This is a genomic window from Proteus sp. fly-1013, assembly GCF_040140245.1.
GTDB classification, from domain to species: Bacteria; Pseudomonadota; Gammaproteobacteria; order Enterobacterales; family Enterobacteriaceae; genus Proteus; species Proteus mirabilis_B.
Genome location: NZ_JBEEWD010000001.1, coordinates 76,857 through 97,213 on the forward strand (window position 1 = coordinate 76,857; position 20,357 = coordinate 97,213).

14 protein-coding genes are annotated in these 20,357 nt (G+C 37.8%); 7 read left to right on the forward strand and 7 right to left on the reverse strand.

The features are described 5' to 3' along the window. Positions 1 to 99: 99 nt before the first annotated feature. Complete coding sequence (ybfF, locus tag ABN236_RS00380) at positions 100 to 882, reverse strand: esterase (protein WP_349473139.1); 783 nt, start codon at positions 880 to 882, stop codon at positions 100 to 102. Positions 883 to 1,341: 459 nt separating this feature from the next. On the opposite strand from ybfF, the gene seqA reads away from it, so the two are divergent. The 7 genes from seqA (at position 1,342) to ABN236_RS00415 (ending at position 6,482) form a co-directional block, all read left to right on the forward strand. Then, complete coding sequence (gene seqA, locus ABN236_RS00385) at positions 1,342 to 1,905, forward strand: replication initiation negative regulator SeqA (RefSeq protein WP_194952049.1); 564 nt, start codon at positions 1,342 to 1,344, stop codon at positions 1,903 to 1,905. 74 nt (positions 1,906 to 1,979) lie between these two features. Next, a complete protein-coding gene (gene pgm, locus ABN236_RS00390; protein WP_088493428.1) occupies positions 1,980 to 3,620 on the forward strand; it encodes a phosphoglucomutase (alpha-D-glucose-1,6-bisphosphate-dependent) in 1,641 nt (546 codons plus the stop codon). Between the two features lie 146 nt (positions 3,621 to 3,766). Then, positions 3,767 to 4,249 (forward strand): YehS family protein, encoded by a 483-nt coding sequence (locus ABN236_RS00395; protein ID WP_036938475.1) that lies wholly within the window; start codon positions 3,767 to 3,769, stop codon positions 4,247 to 4,249. A 154-nt stretch (positions 4,250 to 4,403) separates the two neighbouring features. Beyond that, positions 4,404 to 4,646: a type II toxin-antitoxin system ParD family antitoxin gene (locus ABN236_RS00400; protein ID WP_311755107.1), complete on the forward strand. Its 243-nt coding sequence runs from the start codon at positions 4,404 to 4,406 to the stop codon at positions 4,644 to 4,646. After that, positions 4,639 to 4,932 carry a type II toxin-antitoxin system RelE/ParE family toxin gene (locus ABN236_RS00405; RefSeq protein ID WP_349473140.1) on the forward strand — a complete coding sequence of 98 codons (294 nt, stop codon included), beginning with the start codon at positions 4,639 to 4,641 and terminating at the stop codon, positions 4,930 to 4,932. The genes ABN236_RS00400 and ABN236_RS00405 overlap by 8 nt, the downstream gene beginning before the upstream one ends. Positions 4,933 to 5,309: 377 nt before the next feature. Next, a complete protein-coding gene (locus ABN236_RS00410) occupies positions 5,310 to 5,516 on the forward strand; it encodes a YbfA family protein (RefSeq protein ID WP_036912074.1) in 207 nt (68 codons plus the stop codon). 222 nt (positions 5,517 to 5,738) lie between these two features. Beyond that, positions 5,739 to 6,482, forward strand: a complete 744-nt coding sequence (locus tag ABN236_RS00415) for a type 2 GTP cyclohydrolase I (RefSeq protein WP_165125216.1) — start codon at positions 5,739 to 5,741, stop codon at positions 6,480 to 6,482. A 94-nt stretch (positions 6,483 to 6,576) separates the two neighbouring features. Here the strand turns inward: ABN236_RS00415 and ABN236_RS00420 are convergent, their stop codons facing one another. From ABN236_RS00420 to ABN236_RS00445, 6 genes are all read right to left on the reverse strand, one after another. Further along, on the reverse strand, positions 6,577 to 8,649 hold the full coding sequence (locus ABN236_RS00420) for an SWIM zinc finger family protein (RefSeq protein WP_349473141.1): 2,073 nt from the start codon (positions 8,647 to 8,649) through the stop codon (positions 6,577 to 6,579). Beyond that, positions 8,646 to 9,800, reverse strand: coding sequence for a VWA domain-containing protein (locus ABN236_RS00425; RefSeq protein WP_088493424.1), 1,155 nt, complete (start codon positions 9,798 to 9,800; stop codon positions 8,646 to 8,648). The genes ABN236_RS00420 and ABN236_RS00425 overlap by 4 nt, the downstream gene beginning before the upstream one ends. Next, on the reverse strand, positions 9,787 to 12,369 hold the full coding sequence (locus tag ABN236_RS00430; RefSeq protein WP_349473142.1) for a DUF5682 family protein: 2,583 nt from the start codon (positions 12,367 to 12,369) through the stop codon (positions 9,787 to 9,789). The genes ABN236_RS00425 and ABN236_RS00430 overlap by 14 nt, the downstream gene beginning before the upstream one ends. A 99-nt stretch (positions 12,370 to 12,468) precedes the next feature. Further along, complete coding sequence (locus ABN236_RS00435) at positions 12,469 to 13,578, reverse strand: ATP-binding protein (protein WP_088493422.1); 1,110 nt, start codon at positions 13,576 to 13,578, stop codon at positions 12,469 to 12,471. 25 nt (positions 13,579 to 13,603) lie between these two features. Next, a complete protein-coding gene (locus ABN236_RS00440; protein WP_349473143.1) occupies positions 13,604 to 17,335 on the reverse strand; it encodes a DUF4132 domain-containing protein in 3,732 nt (1,243 codons plus the stop codon). Positions 17,336 to 17,732: 397 nt separating this feature from the next. Beyond that, positions 17,733 to 20,351 carry a DUF4132 domain-containing protein gene (locus ABN236_RS00445; RefSeq protein WP_349473144.1) on the reverse strand — a complete coding sequence of 873 codons (2,619 nt, stop codon included), beginning with the start codon at positions 20,349 to 20,351 and terminating at the stop codon, positions 17,733 to 17,735. Between the last annotated feature and the right edge of the window lie 6 nt (positions 20,352 to 20,357).

Below are 20,357 nucleotides of genomic sequence, written 5' to 3' on the forward strand. Positions count from 1 at the left end.
CTTTTTATCAACAGATACTGTTTTTAAGTACAATAATTATACATTCTATTAAGTTATCATTTTTTCAGTGGCGTTATTTTAAGCAGTTAAATTTATTCACTAAGCTTTCTCTAAAAAGCGACGAATTGCCTTAATGACGGTATCTGGTTTTTCTGAATGCACCCAATGCCCCGTGTTTGCAACAACAAAGGCGGTTGCGAGAGGGAATTGACGAGCTATGTTTTCACGATACTCATCCAAAATATAAGGTGATAAACCTCCCCGAATAAATAATACAGGGTGATGCCAAGCTGGTACTTCTTGCCAGCCAATAATGTCTGAATAGGCATTTTTTATTGCAGGTAAATTAAATAGCCACTCACCATTTTTGAAGGATTTAAGTAAAAATTGGATCACACCGTCTTCTTTAATAAAAGGACGCATGATTTCCACCGCATCTTGACGGCGCGTGACTTGGGCTTTAGTTACAGCTTCAAGTGCAGCAAAGATTTTGTCATGACGGCGAACATTATAGGCAACAGGTGACATATCAATCACAACAATATTTGCGATACGCTCAGGGGCTAATGCTGTCATCGCCATCGCAATTTTGCCTCCCATTGAGTGACCAATAATAATGGCTTTTGGGATATTTAAACTATCAAGCAATGTAAGCACATCTTGCGCCATATCTTGATAATTCATACTTTCACTATGAGGAGAATGCCCATGATTACGCACATCAATTTGTATCACGGTATTATCTTGGCGAAGTGCGCGACCTAAAACGCCTAAATTATTCAGATCACCAAAAAGGCCGTGGATCAAGACGATAGGTAAACTGGATGCAGGTGTCGTTTCAGGTTGGTGTAATTGATAATTTAATAATGTATTGAGTTTCATATTAATGACCAAAATAATTACGATTTTCTTCTATGATGACATGCGCAAGGTGCTAAGCCAACTTATCGCAATAATATGAAAGAGTGATGAAGTTCAGAAATAATTAATAAGAGAAATTTATAAAAAACCATAAAAACACCATTATCTAGATATATATTCTAAACTTATTTAAAAAGTTGAAATCTTGACATTGCTCAAAAATAAATAATTAGAATTTTATATTATTTGGGGGCTGGGTGGTGTGATATAGCGGAATTTAAAGCTGGCTTTGTGCGAATAAGTTCAAAGAATAGAAGATGATACCGAGATAAACAATAGGATAAATACCGAGCTTAGCCTTTAAAACGGTAGGATCTTGAATAGATCCTCTTTAAGTTATTGAAATTTTACCTATTTTGTTTTTAAAGATTATATCTTATAATCCTAATTACTTTTTTTTGAAAATAGTACTGGGTAGCAATGAAAAAGATAGAAATTGATGACGAACTTTACCGCTATATTGCTAGCGAAACTAGACATATCGGTGAAAGCGCTTCAGATATTTTAAGGCGTCTACTGAAGCTCGATGCCAAACAGCCCGTACAGCCAGTCGTTGTCACTGAGTCAGTACAAGCACCTGTTATTAAACAGGAAGCTGAACCTACACCTATAACACCAGCTATTACACCAGCAAAAAATCCGATCCGTGAAATGCGAGAACTGCTGTTATCTGACAGTTATGCAGAAAAAACAAAATCAGTTGATCGCTTTTTACAGATCCTTTCTACGTTATATAGCCTAGATAGCGCTACTTTTACTCAATCTGCTGAAACAGTACATGGACGAACACGTATCTATTTTGCTGGTGATGAACAAACATTACTCGATAGTGGACGTCATACAAAACCGCGCCATATTTCAGGCACGCCGTTTTGGGTTATTACTAACTCGAACACAGAGCGTAAGAGAACGATGGTACAAAGCATCATGCAGGATATGCAATTTCCTGCAAATGAGATTGATAAGGTGTGTGGAACTATCTAACCACTATTGTTAATTGATGCATTGCAAAGGCTTTTGTTTAAAGCGTGATTGTGATGTCAAATAGGAGAAGATTTGTGGCAATTCATCCAAGAGCAGGGCAGCATACTCGTCAAAGTGATCTGATTAATGTGGCGCAATTAACGTCTCAATATTATTCACTTAAACCACAAGCTAGCAATAACGCTCATCGTGTGAAATTTGGTACATCTGGTCATCGCGGAAGTGCAAATCGCCATAGCTTCAATGAAGCGCATATTTTGGCAATTGCACAAGCTATTGCTGAAGTACGTGCTAAAAATGGAGTAACAGGGCCATGCTACGTGGGTAAAGATACCCATGGACTGTCAGAGCCTGCATTTATTTCTGTTTTAGAAGTACTTGCTGCCAATAAAGTTAAGGTGATTATTCAAGAAAATAATGGCTATACACCAACACCGGCAGTTTCTTTTTCTATTTTGACATACAACGAAGCACATCAAGATATTGCTGATGGTATCGTGATAACACCATCTCATAATCCACCTGAAGATGGCGGTATTAAATATAACCCATCAAATGGTGGACCTGCGGATACAGATTTAACTTCAGTTATTGAGAAACGTGCCAATGAACTGCTTGAAAACAATTTAGCGGGCATCAAACGTCTTTCTTATGATGAAGCATTAGCAAGTGGTTATATTGAAGCTCAAGACTTAATTATGCCTTATGTCAAAGCGTTAGGTGACGTTGTTGATATGGAAGCTATTAAGAAAGCAGGCTTAAAATTAGGTGTTGATCCATTAGGTGGTTCCGGTATCGAGTACTGGAAACGTATTGGTGAGTATTATGGCCTTGATCTTGAATTAGTTAACGATCAAGTTGATCAGACATTCCGTTTTATGACGCTTGATCATGATGGCGTTATTCGTATGGACTGTTCGTCACCATGGGCAATGGAAGGTTTATTACAACTGCGTGATAAATTTGACTTAGCTTTTGCCAACGATCCTGATTATGACCGTCATGGTATTGTGACACCGTCTGGTTTAATGAATCCAAACCACTATTTAGCGGCTGCAATTAACTATCTTTTCCGTCATCGTCCACAATGGGCTAAAGATGTAAAAGTGGGTAAAACACTGGTTTCAAGTGCAATGATTGACCGTGTTGTCGCTGACTTAGGTCGTGAACTTGTTGAAGTGCCAGTTGGTTTTAAATGGTTTGTTCAAGGCTTATTTAGTGGTGAATTTGGCTTTGGTGGTGAAGAGAGTGCAGGTGCATCTTTCTTACGCTTTAATGGCAAACCATGGTCAACCGATAAAGATGGCATCATTTTATGTCTGTTAGCTGCTGAAATGAAAGCCGTCACAGGTAAAGATCCGCAAGAGCATTATAACGAATTGGCACAACGCTTTGGTTCACCAAGCTATAACCGTATTCAAGCATCAGCAACTCATGAACAAAAAGCGCTGTTGTCTCGCTTATCACCAGAAATGGTAACCGCAAGCACATTAGCCGGCGACCCGATTACTGCACGTTTAACACATGCATCAGGTAATGGCGCATCTATTGGTGGCTTAAAAGTGATGACCGATTACGGTTGGTTTGCGGCTCGTCCTTCTGGCACTGAAGAAGCATATAAGATTTACTGTGAAAGCTTCCGAGGCCCTGAGCATCGTGAATTAATTGAAAAAGAAGCGATTGAAATAGTAAATAATGTTTTTGCTAACAAATAAGTTAGTGCAATAAACTATTTATATAGAATACACTCTACCCAAAGGTAGAGTGTATTTTTTTAATTATTAAATATTTTTAGATCACAGCATTGATATCCATCATTGAGGTTGATTTAGAATTAAAAATAGAGTGGATAATCAATACAATGCAAAATAATTTTGTTTTACGAAGTGTACGTTACATGCTGGACCTAAGTGATGCACATGTTGTTGAAATCATGAAACTGGCTGATTACACAGTTACAAAAGAGTTAGTAAATAGCTGGCTGAAAAAAGACGATGAACCTGAATTTGTCGAGTGTGACGATAATGCAATGGGGCATTTTTTAAATGGTTTAATTTTTTATCGTCGTGGAAAAGATGAAAACTTCCCAGCACCTGAAGTTGAAAAGCGTATTACAAATAACATCATCCTAAAAAAACTGCGTGTCGCTTTTGAATTAAAAGATGTGGATATTCTAAAGATTTATGAGCTTGCGGACTTCCGTGTTTCTAAGCCTGAATTAAGTGCTGTATTTCGTAAACCAGGACATAAAAACTACCGTAATTGTGGCGATCAGCTTGTAAGATATTTCCTGAAAGGATTAACCGAAACCCTACGCGGTAAAGGTAAAGCAGTTAAGAAATAAGTTCAGGGTATTTTAAGCTATAAAATTCTCTATTTACTGTGACACCCCAAAATTGGTTTTCAATATTGGGGTGTTTTTTTATGGTATTAGCTGGCAAATTAATAAATTTATTGCTACTGTTGTATTACTAAGTAATACAATGTGGGAAGGATTTATGGCACGAGTAACTAGCGTAACTTTGGGTGAACATTTTAATGGTTTTGTTGGTGAAATGATTAATTCAGGACGTTATGGAAATACCTCTGAGGTAATCAGAGATGCTTTACGTATGATGGAAATCAGAGAAGAACGGCTCCAAATAGTTCGCAAAATGGTACTAGATGGTGTGAATTCACCAGAGAGTGAAAACAACATGGATGATATTTTTTCAAGAGCTGAAAAGGACTTAAATGTATAAACTCTCTAAATTAGCAGAAGAAGATATTTATCAAATTGCACGTTATACCATTCAGCAATTTGGTGTAACTCAGGCAAAAAAATATCATAATGAGTTACAACAGACTTTTGAGCTACTTGCTCGAGCACCTTGGATTGAGCGAGAGTGTAATTGGGTATGTGACGGTATGAGACGATTTGAGTTTAAAAAACACTCAATTTATTATCTACCAAAAAATGATACCTTATTTATCGCTCGCCTTATCCATCATTCAATGGATGTGGATTTTCTTGATTTCCCTGAATAAGTATTTTATTACTTACTGCTAAATGTATTATTCAGTTGTATATTATTTAGTAGTAGATCTATATTATTAATACTAAAACCCGCATTTTTGAATATCCTACTTCTCTTATCTTCTCTTCTCTATTTGATTTTTTCTTTTTTGATAATTTATCCTCGAAATTATTTACTACCACTTTTATTAAGTAAAAATACCGATCTGGTTTTGTTAATGAATATGTCATTTATGTTTCATTTTTGTTTCTTTTATGAAATTTAATTACATATCAAGCAAAATAAAGGTGATTTTTCGCACGAATTAAGTGGTCTGATCAGTAGTAAAATTTCATCAAATGAGGTAAAATTTCAGTCATCAAATTAATCTCTATACAGGAGAGCACTATGCCAGCTTATAACGAATATACAAAAAAACATGTTTTAGCCCGTCGTACTGGTGCTGTTGCGCTAGGTGTTGTGGCATTTCCTGTTATGATTTTCCATCCTAAACGCGCACAATTTTATAGCTATATACATCGTGTATGGTCTAAAACAAGTGATAAACCAGTTTGGCTGGCAAAATCAGAAGTGGCACTCAATAGTCACAAATAACAGAATATTAAGATAACGCCTGCAAAAGTAGGCGTTATTTTTATCCCGCTTTAAGCACTTTTCCTGTGCTATCTTTTTGTTTTTTCTTATCCTCAAATAATCTTCAATTTTTACGTTACAATAAACAATAATGAGTCATTTAAACGAATGCCATTAACCTATTGCTATTTGTACTATTGTTATATAAATAGTGGCATTCGTGATAACAGGGAAATAAATGAAATGAAGAATACTGATCTGGAATTAGTGATTAATGAGAAGTTAAGCATTGAGAACTTTCAAGATTATGCGCCTAATGGACTTCAAGTCGAAGGACGCCCTCATATTCAAAAAATAGTAACGGGTGTGACTGCAAGCCAAGCATTACTTGATGAAGCAGTACGATTAAACGCTGATGCAATTTTAGTACACCATGGTTACTTTTGGAAAAATGAGCCTGTTGTTATTCGTTCAATGAAGCGTAATCGCTTAAAGACATTGCTTTGTAATGACATTAATCTTTTTGGTTATCATCTGCCGTTAGATGCCCACCCAATCTTAGGAAACAATGCTCAATTAGCGTTAAAAATGGGCGTTAAAGTTGAAGGTGAAATATTACCTTTAGTGCCTAAAGGTGTATTTGATTTGCCTTTAACGCCTCTTGAATTAAAAGAACGTTTAGAAAAAGCATTACAACGCAATGTATTACATTGTGGTGATAATGCACCTGAAACTATTCGTAATATTGCTTGGTGTACGGGGGGCGGACAAGGCTTTATTCAAGATGCAGCTGAGCAGGGTGTGGATGCTTTTGTAACGGGTGAAGTTTCGGAACAGACTATTCATATCGCCAGAGAAATGGGCGTTCATTTTTTTGCAGCGGGACACCATGCGACAGAGCGCTATGGTATTAAAGCATTAGGTGAATGGCTTGCTCAAACACATCATTTTGATGTGACGTTTGTTGATATTGATAATCCAGCATAAGCTTACTTATTCTTATTTTATCAGCTATCTCTCTAATTAAAGAGAGATAGCTTTTTTGTATATATACATCCTCAGCTATATCGGGAGATATTTATTACTCATTAAGCTGAATGGGTAACGGACTTTGTAATTGTTGCAGATTATCGCATAGCCAAATTAACTGTAATAAAGCCTGAGAGTCACGTGTAGTTAATGCTAGATAACGAGCCAATTGGTTGGCAATTAATGTCATTCCTAAATCATCAGCAGTATGCTTGCTTATTTCTAACTGCTCTTTTTGCATTTCAGAAAGTAATTCCCGTCCGGTACATGCTTGGGCTTCTAATACAGACAAAATAGGGCGACAAAATTTTTGTGCTAATGTCGGTTCACTGTGATGCATTGCCGTTTGTTGCTTACGTTTAGCCATATATTCTTGAATACGACTAATAAACCCTGATTGTTTTTTCTTTCGTGGAAATTGGTCAAAATCGAGATAAAACATTTCAATGCCTTTTTCTGTTTTGAGCCAAATAGTCGTTGGCAATAAATCCATATTTAAATCACGTCGAACAGGCTGCACGGTGACTGCAACTATCTCTAATTCTCGCTTAGTGAGATAACGTAATTCTTCCAGATTATTTTGCATTGTTCCTTCCCAATAAAGACGTAAGAAGGCTGAATTATCATGATTATCTGAAACATCCCAAATAACACATTGCTCTATTTCATACCAAATTAAAGGCTTATAGCTTTTGATATGTAAGACGAGAGGAGAAAGAAACCCTTCAGGCTGATTAGCAAAATAGTCTGGTAACTCTTGCCAATTGTTGATCCCTAATTCAGTTTGTAGATTGTAGTAATCGGTAATATCAAGAAAATCCGTTTGGTTTTGTGCGAAGCTTTCGCCAATAGTTGCCAGTTTTCCTTCATCAGAAATACGAGGCTCTTGTAATAAAAAAGGGCGACGCATTAATTTATCGGATGTTTGTTTCCATAAGGATAAACTATTCCAAACACTATAACGATTAAACAGAGTATCAAGTTGATTAGGGCGAGCTTGAGTCGCTTGTAAGAGCTGTTTCTCTTCTTTATCCCAAAAGGTAAAGGTTGCGCCTAATGCACCACTTTGCGCTGTCCACCAATTTGCGCCAACAGGGATCAGAGAGAGGCTCGCTTTTTTATCGTCATATTGACGGCGAAGTTGTCCTCGTAACACTTTTAGCTGTTCTGGCGTCGCACTGGATAATTGAAATAGATAGGCTGAAATATGCGCCAGTAAGCGCAAGACATTACTTTCATCCATAGTGAAATGTCTTTCTGCCAACAGTTTGACTTGAGTGCTCAATGTTCGTAAATAAGATGCCAAACGAGGTAAACCTTCTGCTCGAGCGGACATATTCAATAAGTGTAATTGTGTGGCACTGCTCAAGCTGATATGTGATAGCCCTTGGCGCAATAAATCATAAATAAATTGTTCAACCGTCGTAATTAACGCTGTTTCTTCTTCATTGAGAGGGCGCTTTGAAGATTGCACAATGATTAAATCTTCAGGCCAACTCCATGGTTGAGCATGTTGTTCAAATATTTTAGCCACAATAGCAAGGTGGAATGCTTTTTTCTGTGAGTCAGAAAATGGCGATAACATGCCATCGTAACCACTACCTTGTAAGAAAATAACAGGCTCATCAACATCAGGGAGTTGAATTTTTAACTGTGTCCCTGTGTCTTCTAAATCCAATGTTATTGTTTCCCACTGCTCAACTAATTTAATCGCCACACGACAGGCTGGTTTTCCTGCTTTTTTGACTAATGTTTCCGGATCAAGCGTGAATAGCGCGGGTAACAGTGGAGAAATTTCAACAGGCTCTGCAATAGCTTCTGATGAAGTTTCATCACTATTATCGTTACTTGAATTATCAGCACTATTATTAGCTTGTAGCCATAAAACAGCGGCTAAAATATGTTTGCAACAACCAGATGCAGAACAATCGCAACTGGCTTGTTGAATTCCCGCTTCGTGTAAAACAACATTTTGTCCATCACTGCTAAATTGCCCAGTATTGGCATCAGTGAGAGAAACTTTTTCGTTATCAACATCTTTTCTTGCGCGTCTTAATAATCCTGCATTAGCAAATACAGTGAGCGCATCTTCATCGTAATGAAAGTAAACAGTTTGCCAACTCATTGCATTACCTCTGCCAACCATTGTGCGAAATGTTCAGGTGTTAACGCTGCAACTTGCATGCCTCTATCTGCAAGCTTTTGTGCAATAGCAGAGTCATAAGCAGGTTGAGCCTCATCATCAAGTGCTGCAAGACCCAATAATTTAACTTGTTGGCTATTAAGACGTTGCGTGCAATCTAATAAACGGTTTAATGAGCCACCTTCTTCAAAGTCACTGATAAGTGAAATAACTGTGCGTTTAGGGTTTTTGACCAAACTTTCACAGTATTGCATTGCACCTGCAATATCAGTACCGCCACCCAATTGTACCGTCATTAAAACTTCAACGGGATCGTCTGCTAAATGCGATAAATCGACAACTTGGGTATCAAAAACCACTAAAGAGACATTAACAGCAGGTAAAGAGGCTAAAATACTGGCACAAACAGCCGCATACATAATTGAGCTAGACATTGACGCACTTTGGTCAACACAAAGAATGACATCCCACGGAAAATGTTGTTGCATCCGTGAGTTAAAGTAAGGAGTTTCAATCACTAAACGGCGATTTTGAGTATCGTAGTGTTTTAAGTTTGCAGCGATGGTGGCACGCCAATCAAAGTTACGGCTATTAGGCACTAAAGAGCGTCTAAAACGATTACGGCGACCTGTTAATGATTGGCGAAAGTTATTGCGAATTTGACGCAAAATATCATCGACCACTTTACGAATAATCGTTTTAACTGCATCTCGCGTTTCTTCACTCATACGTCCACGTAAACTTAATAATGTTTTCGCTAACGCTTTTGTTGGCTCCATCGCTTTTAACGTATTGGGATCTTTAAGAAAACTACTGATTTGATAACGTTCAATAGCCTGTGATTGCATACGTTCAAAGGTGCTATTAGGAAATAGCTTACGCGCTTGATTTAGCCAGTTTACCGCAGTAAGTTGCGATGCATCGAGTGATCCATGACGTCCTCGCTCTTGGCGAAGACCTCGGCGCTGATATTCTCGGCGGTAGAGAAAGTCGAGTGTACGCTCCACTTTTAAATCATCAGCATTAAAAGTCGCTTGCCCAAGCGCATCATCAGCATATTGACCTAAAATCAGGCGCCAACGTTTTGCTTGTTTTATTTTATCTTCAGGCACATCGTCATTATGCTGACTCATGAGTCGTATCTCCTTTCTCTATTTTCTTAGCGTCAAACCAAGAAATCATGCCTTGTTCCATTATTCGCTGTTGTAATTTTTGATTGAGTTTAGTGGCTTCAAGCATCTGTTTAGCACTAAATTCTGACTGCCATAAAGATAACGCTTGGGTATCTAAACCAATATCGTTGGCAATATATTGCGCCAGCTCTGCATTTTGTTTGGGATTAAGTTGGCTAAAGGCAAAACGCAGATCAGGCAAGATCTGAATAAATCGCTCTTCATCCCATTGCTGTAGCAAGGTATTTAAGTGATCGACCAATAACGGAAGGCGAATAACTAACTCTGGTGCTGTTCGCATCATACCAACGAAATAACCAATGGCATGTTCAGGAGAACTGCCTGTACTGAAGGTCGTATTTAGCGCGGTGACCAACGTATTTTCATCAATATATGAACCTAAATAACGTAAGGCATCTACTGCACCTTTTAATAAAGGCACTGTATCTAATTGACCATCAAGGCGATTGAGTTGCTGATAGAAATCACTTTTATAATCATGCTGATTATTGAGCGATGGCATAAATTCAATCAATTCACGTAAAGAGAGTAGAGCTTGTAAATTGCTTTCTTGTTGTTGCTCATCACCTTGAGCCAATTGCTCTAAACAAAAGAAAGCTTGCGGAATAACTTGATGTAGGCGATTTTCAAGTGAAAGCTCATCGGTAATATCAAGATATTGGCGACCTCGCCATAAATGGATCAGTTTATGTCCACACTGGGTCAGTGATTCAAGCCGAAAATCTTGCTGAATATAGCTATCTAACAGTTTAAAGAGTGAAGGAATGCGCTGGTGGAGCCCAATTAATGCTGCTTGGATTAATAATGTAACCGCACTCTGGCTTGAACGACTTTGCCCTTGTTCTTCAAGCTGTTTTTCCATTGATAACAGCTTATTTAAGGCGATAGCTTCAAGTTGAGAGCCTTTCTCTGATAATGAAATTAGCTCGCCTTCTACATTGGGTGTCCAAGCGTATTGCCACTCTTCAAATAACAGATCTAATTGATGACCAGAAAGAAAATCAGGACCATTTACACGGTGTGCAAAATGGATCTCTAAGAAAGACAATAAATGTAGAAAACGGCTTCTTAAGCGATGTTGTGGGTTACGATAAACATCGCATTTAGTTGTTTTTGCTAAAGTATCATCAAGTTTGAAACGAAACGCTCTAGCTCGCTCATAAGTTTCATTAACTAAAGGAGGCGTTGCTGTGCCTAATGGAATTTTACCTAAGAGATAACCTGAAAAGCAGGTTTTGATTTCAGCCCATAATTCACTTTGGCTATCATCTAAACTGCCTTTAATAAAGGCACTTTGTAAACCATCAAGCAAATCATAGCGACCTGTACCTGCGTGATCTCTTAATAAAGCGAGGCGTAAACTCTGTTCGGCTGCGAGTTTTACAGCTAAATAACTCGGTGGATTATCAAACTGTTTTTCTCTAATCGCTTGGGCAATAGAGCTTAGAAAAGCAATCCCCATTTTATTGCGATAAACTTGGGTTGGTTGCTTTGCAACATCATTATTTTCTAATTTATCATGGTGTTGTTGCATCAAACTTTGCCAAGCTTGTTGATAAAATGCAGGAGAAGGCATTCCTGAAGCATAACCATTAAGCGCATCTAGTCTGTCAAAACTGTAGCGAATAAGCCAAGCTTGCTCATTTTCGCCCATTTTTTGCATTTTAGTGAATTGCTTTTGTTCTGTGCTAGAAATGGCGAAAGATTGAGATTGTGAGTTAGCTAGACCTTCAATTAATGCAAGGGTATGGAATCCCCCTGTGACGATTAAAATTTTAGCATTAGGCTCTTGCTGTTTGATGGTTTGAATATGAGCGAGCATATGTGCTTCACGCTGTGAAGAGCCCTCAGATTCAAGCACTTCAGGTTCATAATCAAGACGTGCAAGTGCGCACCAAATAAAGGTGTCATTAAAAAGTGTTTGCCAATCAGCCAAGGCTTCAATACTACGTAATTCAAAAAGATGCTCCCAAACATCATCATGATCACGACAGTGGCATTTTTTAGCTAGTTGCGCGATAAACTGGCTATGTGCTAAATAACGTTCTTTTTGTAAGCTCCGACTTTGCGAGTCGCTATACTCTTCGTTATTAACTTGTGCAGCCCAAGGTAAATCAATAAAACGTGTTTTGGCATTGATGCGCAAACCACCCCGCAAAGCTTGCCATTCAGGCGAATATTCACAAAATGGAAAATAAGCAGAGTGCAGTGATTTCTCACGCTCCTCTTGGTTTCCATCGTTATGCAAATACTCCGCTTGCCCCATAATCGCAACGGGAGGTAGGGTATCTTTATCTGTTAGGCTAGGAATAAGTGAATTAAAGGTATCTGGGCCTTCAATTAAAATATAGTCAGGTTTTACAGAATCAATTAATGATAAAACCGCATAAGCACAAGCAGGGCTATGGTGGCGTACAGGGGCAAAATAGAGATGTTGTTGCTGTAACGACGTCCATTTCAGTCGTGCTTGGTCAATTCTTTCTGGCAAAGGTATTGAAGGTAGCGTCACCGTGTCGATCCCTTTTCTGGGTGAAAAGGCAGAGTAAGTTAACTCTGCCTTTAATAGATAAATAACGTATTTTAATGTGTAGCTACAAGCTTTAGCGTTTTATTGCCAAAACTCTTTTGATGCATCAAAGAAAGCTTTCCACTCTTTACTGTTTCTTGCTCTCTCTCTAGCGACGTTGTCCATGTAATAACGAATACGTTTGATATCATCAGCATTGTCTTTTAATACAACACCGATTAATTGGCGGGCAATTGCGCCTGCATTCATCACTCCATCACCTAAATAATGCGCTTCTAAGGCACAAGCATAAGCGATGTTCACGGCTTCTGCGGTTGACATAACCGCATCAGGTGTTTTGATATTACCGCCATCTTTCGTATTACCTGAGCGCAACTCTTGGAATGTTGTGACCAGTAATTCCACAACATCCGCCGGTACAGTGACTTCATTGGCTAAGGAGCCTAATTCGTTCTCAAGCTGTGATTGGATCAGGCTGATTTCAAATGCAGGATCACGAATAGGTTTCACAGTTTCAAAGTTAAAACGGCGCTTTAATGCAGCCGACATTTCATGAACACCGCGATCACGTAAGTTTGCTGTACCGATAAGGTTAAATCCCGGTCTTGCACTAATACGCGCACCATCACCCATTTCAGGGATCATCAATTGTTTCTCTGACATTAAGGAAACTAGCACATCCTGAATTTCAGGAGGGCAACGAGTTATCTCTTCAAAGCGAACAATTTTACCTTGTAACATACCTTGATAAAGCGGCGACCCCACTAAAGCGCGTTCTGTTGGGCCTTCTGCTAATAGCAATGCATAGTTCCAAGAATACTTAATATGATCTTCTGTTGTACCCGCTGTTCCTTGGATGGTTAAACCTGAATCACCACTGATGGCAGCAGCAAAAAGCTCTGAGAGCATTGATTTTGCCGTACCCGGTTCACCGACCAACATTAAACCTTGTTTACCCAATAATGTGACAATTGCACGATCAACCAATGCATCATCGCCGAAAAACTTAGGTGTGATGCCTAATGCATCATCACCTAAAATAAATTGGCGTACAGCACGGGGTGAGCGAAGCCATCCTTGTGGTTTAGGATTATTAGCATCAGCTTTTGTTAAACGCTCTAACTCTTGAGCAAATCGAACCTCAGCACTTTCCCTAATTGCTTGTTGATCTGCGGGTGCTTTTTTAGCCATATTCTTTCCTAATTATCCCTATCTTTTACCAAGGTGTTTTCTTTTCCCATTCAGGATCAAATCCTGCACAAGCTTCAGCGACTTTTAGATAATCCGCATAGCTTTCTGCTAATAGAATAGGTGGTACATCTTTTAGCTCAACATTATTGCGATCCCAGTAATCTTGCTGATTTTTCTCAAAGCTTAAATCAAATAAGACCGCTGGAATGTTTTCTTCTGGAACATAGCTACCACTGAAACCGATATTCACGTAGTAGTTTAAACTAGAGAAGAATTTGTAATAGTGAGAGAACGAGCCACCATCTTCTGCTGGACCTCGTTGATAACCCATTTTGGTTAAAATACCACGTAAAGTGAAGGTGTCTGTGATCCAGCCTTTTCTATCTTCCACTTCCGTTTGTTTCAGATCTAATTCTGGGATCTTATGCTCCATTTGAGAGAACAAGAATTTCACTTTGTAATCTTTAAAATGAGCAATCCATGCTTTACGTTCATCTTCATTAACCAATGCTGCGTGAGCAAGTTGGATCAACGAATCGTTTTGTAAAGTCACTTCATCATCTTCAAGATTGAGCAATGCACCGTCATCAGAAGGGCGGAATGTATTGATAATCTTGCCATCTTTCACTTCTTGCCAAACCAATTGTTCAATCAGTTTATGCATGATTGGGTGAGCTAAGATATATTCTTGCCAATCCGCGCTTAACCACTGACGTTGAGCACACATGGCTTCATATAAACGTACACTTTGCAGCTCAATAACTTGTTTAAGTTCTTTTTTGCTCGAAGTGAAGAGCTTTTTCGCTTCTTTGATAAGCTCTGCATCATCATTTTTACGCGCAGCAGGTAAGGCTTTAACTTCTTTACCTTCCGGATTAAACAAGACCAGTTTTTGTTTTGCATCCATCTTCGCAGTAAAGATACGCTCACCATATTCCAGCACTAATGTACCCGTATCATCAAAGCCAGCAGTCGGAATAGTTCTGTCTGCTAATTCATCTGAGCTCCAACCATTACGTTCAGCAATTTGCGTGACTAAATTACGGGCTTTTTCTTGAACCGATGCGGTGCGATAACGGCGTGATAATGAAAGAAGAAGCTGAATGATAATTGGATCATTGCTTGATGCTACTGCATCAATCATGGCTTCAATTTGAGCACGGCGCTGATAGTGATCACGCATATAGTTACGTAATACAGATACTGCAACATGGCCTTCAATACCGCAGATAAGCGCTAACATGCCTTTATCGCTGATTGCAGAGCCTAAATAACGACGTAACACCTCGTTTTTAATTTCTTCAACCACTTGCTCTAACGTGTAGTTTTCATATTTAGCGTAATATTCAGGATAACGTTTCGCCCAGTTTTGATAGTTGCTTAAACGTCCCGGAGCTTCACGTTGTGCTTCGACCATTGCTTCTTCAAGTGATGGACCTTTAATATCCTGAGCAACAAAGGTATGCAGAATAAAGCTTGAAAGTTTATGCTGGCTATCAGTAGAGAGCAGACCGATATAACGTTGTAATAACGCGTTTCCTCCTGGCATTTTTAATTTCACTGCCAGAATAATCCACCAACGAATAATCGCCGGGTCAACCGCTTTCTTGTTTTCCCATGTCAATGCAGGAATAGCATCAAAGTTAAACCAAGCAAGGCTTGCTGGAGCTTTGGCTTTAAGGCCTTTTTCAGCTTCAGCTAATAAGGTTTTTGGTGATAAATAACTTGAGATATCTTCACCCAGTTGCTCTAACGCCGTTAATAAAGAGGCACGTACAACTTCGCGCTTCTCTTTTTTCAATAAGGCATTCAGTGCAGGTAATGATTCTGGATTTTTTAAACGTGCCAACCACTCAATAGCGGTAACGCGAATTTCTTGTTTCGCAGAAGATAAACCTTCTTGAGCACTTGTATGAATATTTGGCAGTGTCTCAAGTAAATTCTGCGCTGAAACACGGTGCATTTTATTTTCACCTAATGCCAGTTCCATAATTCGAGGCACGAATTGTGCTGGAATGGTAGGGAAACGACCTAATACTTTAATACCTTGTGAAATCTCAAACTGGCGATAGCGACGCTCACTTTGACTTGGCATTAAATTCAGGGCTTCAGCGATATAATCGGTATGTTGAGAGAAGAAAGGCCAAACTTGCTCCGGTCTACGGAAGCGTTTTAAACCATCTTCATAAGATTCTAAACATAATGCAGCAGTCAGGCGGGCTGCATTTTTAAAGTTGCAACGTTGCAATACATCTTCAAGGTGACGTAATTCAATATCACTAAATAAGCGTTCAGGAATTTCGCCATTAAAATAGTGAGAAGAGAAGTGATCGGCATGTTGGCGATTATTAACTATCACACGCACAGCGTGGAATAGCGTATATTCAGGCAAGTTTAAAACACGATTTTTATGTTTAATGATTTGAATTTCATTTGATTGGATCGAACCTTGTCCACTATTGAGTTTATCAACTAATGCGCGACACTGTTTTTCATCAATCTTATTCAAATCTTTTAAATGGCGCTGTGCCCAATTATAAGTGTGTTTAGCCGTTTTATTTTCTTCAATTTCACGTTCAGCATTTTCTTTGGCTTTGACCAAGATCTCATTGAAGTTATTGACCATCATATCGCGAACGCTATCAGGTAATGGAGTGTCTTCTAATGGCGTGAAATCAGGAGCCTCAATAGCCTCTACGGTATTGGCATCATCTGCAACATTAAAACGTAGTAGGGCGCTTTCAATACTTTTCATGACCGCTTTTGAAGTTTCATGTTTTAACGCTTCTTCAAGTACCTCACGGTTTTCACCTTGGCGTGCAAATAAATCGGCTGCTTGAGTACGTTGTTTTGGCGTACCATTCATTAAAACATGAGTAAGATTTTCTTTAACAATTTCAGGCGGTAAGGTGACTAAAATAGGCTCTGCGGCTTTTTTAACAGTTTTTAAGCTGCTGGTGGCAAGTAACACGATAATGTCAGCAAAATTGTCACGTAACACAGTGTTTTTATTAAGATAATTAATTAACTCAACTAAGCCATTTGCTGACAGTTTTTCAATTAATTCTGTTCTAACAAACTCTTGATGTGAAAGTAGGTAGTCTTTTAAATCACTTAATTCATAAATACGCTTCAGATTAGATGCATAGTATTCAGAAACATCTTTTCTATCAAACACCGCGAATAAGGCATTTTCACCCGCAATATTGGCCTCTTTTTCGACCATATTAGCGATAAATTCCATATTCCAATGTTTGCGATGCTCTAAATTGAGATTACGCGCATTTTCATAAGTGTTGTAAAACACATCAATTAAAAGATAAAGCACCCAAGTTGGTACTTCTTTTGTAATAACTTTAATATTGATATCTTGGCAAGCAGCCGCAAGGACTTTACCGAAACGCGCTACTTGTTCTGATGAAAAGCCATCGCCGACTTTAGAATAGAGTTTGTGTCGTGCGTTTAGCCCTTGAGTGATCACTTTGCTATATTGGCCAGTATTCACATTATTGTGTGCATACCACCACTCTAGAGTACCTGGTTTATCAAAATAAACCGCCGCTTTTGAAGCATCCAGCTTGTTTAATTCGAAAAGGATCTCCGGATTTTCACCTGTAAGTACATAATTTAATGTACGTTTAGGTAAGCTCTCATCAAATACTGCAAGCAATACCAGTGATTCTTGGAGATGTTTTTCGGTAATTGCGACGTCTTTTTTCCCAAAAAGAGGGAAAATGTCTAAGATTTTTTTTATCACGCCAGTTCCTTAAGCTATGTATGGATAAACAGTTTTTTTTACCATGAAACGGCGTAACGAACAATTTGATTATTACTGGTGAAAATAAAATCAACGCATACCATTTATCAAATTTATAGAGATAAACGCTAAAAAAGCTAACTGAACTTTATTAATATTCAATTTGGCTTTATATAAAGAGGTATATCAGGAAAAAGTGCTAAAAATGAATAAATGATAATAAAGGCATTTTTTGTGGCATTTAAAAAGTTTAAGAATTGTCTGCTAAGCAAAATAAGCGTTAACACTTAGCTAGATTGATTAAAAAATTAACAACAAAAAATAGGCTTAATATTGTAAGAAAAAATCCCGTACTTTTAATGGAGTACGGGATAAGAAAATCATCAGTGAATAGTGTCTACCAAGGTAATTTCTTTTCCCAATCAGGAGAAAAACCAGCACAGGCATCTGCAATTTTTAGGTATTCAGCGTAGCTTTCTGCCAATAAAATCGGTGGGATATTTTTAATCGCTAATTTATGTCTATCTAATCCACTTTGGCGACCTTTTTCAAAAACTAACTCTAATAGCGCGACAGTAATATTGTCTTCTGGCACACAATTACCACTGAAGTTGATAATGACACTGAGATCTAAGCCAGAAAAATATTTGTAATAACAGTTATAAAATCCAGCATCTTCTACCGAACCACGTTGATAGCCTAATTTTGTCATGGCACCTCTCAAGGTATAGGCATCCGTTAACCAACCTTTTTTCTCTGCGATCTGAGTTTGCTTGTCTTCTAAGATTGGTGTGTCATGCTCTATCTGGGAAAATAAAAACGCCATTTTGTAATCTTTAAAATGTGTTAGCCAAGCATGTTTTTCATCTTCATTTAAAAGTACGCGGTGTGCTAAGCGAAGAGATGAATTACTTTGTAAGGTAATTTCTTCATCTTCGATATTTAATAAAGCACCATCATTTGAAGGGCGAAATGTATTAATGACTTTGTCATCTTTAATTTCTTGCCAAATTAATCGCTCCATTAATTTATGCATAATCGGATTAGTTTGAAGAAATTCTTGCCAGTCAGCACTTAACCATTGGCGTTGAACACACATCGCTTCGTATAAGCGTAATGTCTGAGATTCAATAATCTGCTTTAACTCTTTTTTACTTGATGTGAAGTATTTTTTGGTCTCTTTAATCAGTGTGCTGTCATCATTAACACGAGGTGCTGGTAATGCTTTTATTACTTTGCCCTCGGTATTAAATAAGACAAATTGCAGTTTATCGTTAATTTTTGCAGTGAATGAGCGTTCACCATAATCTAAAGTCAGTACGCCTGAATCATCAAGTCCTGCTGTTGGTATGGTTCTATCTGCCAGTTCATCTTCAGTCCAATTATTACGTTGCGCTATCTGGGTAATTAATTGTCGTGCTTTAGCTTGAATAGATGCGGCACGATAACGACGTGAAATAGAGAGTAAAAATTGAATAATAAGTGGGTCATTACTTCCACCAATAGCATCAATCATTGCTTCTATTTGTGCTCGGCGCTCGTAGTGGTCTCGCATATAATTTCGCAATAAAGGTACAGCAATATAACCTTCAATAGCAAAAATAAGCCCTAACATGCCTTTTTCTTTAATGGCTGACATAGGAGCAGAATAAGATAATCCTGAACTTAGATAAACTTTGTCTTCTGATGGTGTATCAACATCTTGAGTAATAAATTTAATTAACAAAAATTGGGCAAGATCTTGTTGGCTTTTTAGAGAAAGCAAACTGATATAACGATGTAATAGTGTGTTACCTGCCGGAAGTTTTAATTTTACCGCTAACACTATCCACCATTGAATAATTCTGGGTTCAACGACTTTATCATTTTTCCAAGTGAGTTGAGGTACAGCATTAAAATCAAACCAAGATAAATTATCTGGGATCTTATTTTTTAAGCCAATTTCAGCTTCTGCAAGTAAGGTAAGAGGATCGAGAAAGTCTGAAATATCTTCACCAAAATGTTCTAGAGCAGTAATTAAAAGTGTGCGAACAACTTCGTCATTTTCTGTTTTTAATAAGGTGATTAGTGCTGGAACAGCATCATGATTATTGAGTTCAGTTAGCCAATTTATTGCAATCACTCGAGCATTCTTTTTCTTTGATGTCAGACCTTCTTGAATAAATAAGTGAGGCTCAGGAAGTTTTTCAATAAGCTCTTGTGCATCAAAGCGATAAATTTGTATATCACCTAAAGCGAGTTGTAATATTTTAGGAATAAATTGTGATGGAATAACAGGGTAGGTTTTTAATACACGAATTGCATTATCAAGGCTAAAAAAGTCATTATTAGTATTACTTTGACTAGGAATAAGTTGTAAGGCTTCTGCGAGATATTCGGGATGTTGGTAATAAAAAGGCCAGATTTGCTCTGGTTTTGATAAATCCTCAATACCATATTGTCCAAGAAAAAAACTAGCGATAATGCGTGCTGGATCAGAATAATTTCGCTGAATTAAGATCTCTTCAATATGACGTAATTCAATATGCTCGAAAATATGCTTGGTGTTATAGTGATTAATCGCATAACTCGACATATATTGAGGTTTAAGATAATCATCTATTGAGCGAATAAGATGAAAAATCGTGAATTCAGGTAAGTTTGTAATAATATTTTCATACTTAATAATTTCACGATCTAATTCATTGAGTGAGCCTTTAGGCGAATTAAGCTGATTTAAAATATTTTTCAGGCTGATTTCATTGTATTGAGACAATTCTTCATAAGACTCTTGTGCTTTTTTATGAACAAATGAAGAGTGCTTATTCCAATTTTTCTCATTAATTGCCTTTTGCTTCATCTCTTTTAATAATTCTTTATATGAGTGAACAATGTGCTCATAAATATTATCAGGTAAGAGAGTGTCTTTAAGTTGAGTTAATTTAGGCAATTCAAGTGGATAATGATTATTTTCGTTATTATATAGGGCTAATTTTTTTTCAAGATTTTTTTGAGCAGCACTTATTCCATTTGACATATTTTA

Bases quoted from the DNA above. Each gene is read 5' to 3' on its own strand.
- ybfF (WP_349473139.1), bottom strand. From the start codon at position 882: ATGAAACTCAATACATTATTAAATTATCAATTACACCAACCTGAAACG.
- seqA (WP_194952049.1), top strand. From the start codon at position 1,342: ATGAAAAAGATAGAAATTGATGACGAACTTTACCGCTATATTGCTAGC.
- ABN236_RS00395 (WP_036938475.1), top strand. From the start codon at position 3,767: ATGCAAAATAATTTTGTTTTACGAAGTGTACGTTACATGCTGGACCTA.
- ABN236_RS00400 (WP_311755107.1), top strand. From the start codon at position 4,404: ATGGCACGAGTAACTAGCGTAACTTTGGGTGAACATTTTAATGGTTTT.
- ABN236_RS00405 (WP_349473140.1), top strand. From the start codon at position 4,639: ATGTATAAACTCTCTAAATTAGCAGAAGAAGATATTTATCAAATTGCA.
- ABN236_RS00410 (WP_036912074.1), top strand. From the start codon at position 5,310: ATGCCAGCTTATAACGAATATACAAAAAAACATGTTTTAGCCCGTCGT.
- ABN236_RS00415 (WP_165125216.1), top strand. From the start codon at position 5,739: ATGAAGAATACTGATCTGGAATTAGTGATTAATGAGAAGTTAAGCATT.
- ABN236_RS00420 (WP_349473141.1), bottom strand. From the start codon at position 8,649: ATGAGTTGGCAAACTGTTTACTTTCATTACGATGAAGATGCGCTCACT.
- ABN236_RS00425 (WP_088493424.1), bottom strand. From the start codon at position 9,800: ATGAGTCAGCATAATGACGATGTGCCTGAAGATAAAATAAAACAAGCA.
- ABN236_RS00435 (WP_088493422.1), bottom strand. From the start codon at position 13,578: ATGGCTAAAAAAGCACCCGCAGATCAACAAGCAATTAGGGAAAGTGCT.
- ABN236_RS00445 (WP_349473144.1), bottom strand. From the start codon at position 20,351: ATGTCAAATGGAATAAGTGCTGCTCAAAAAAATCTTGAAAAAAAATTA.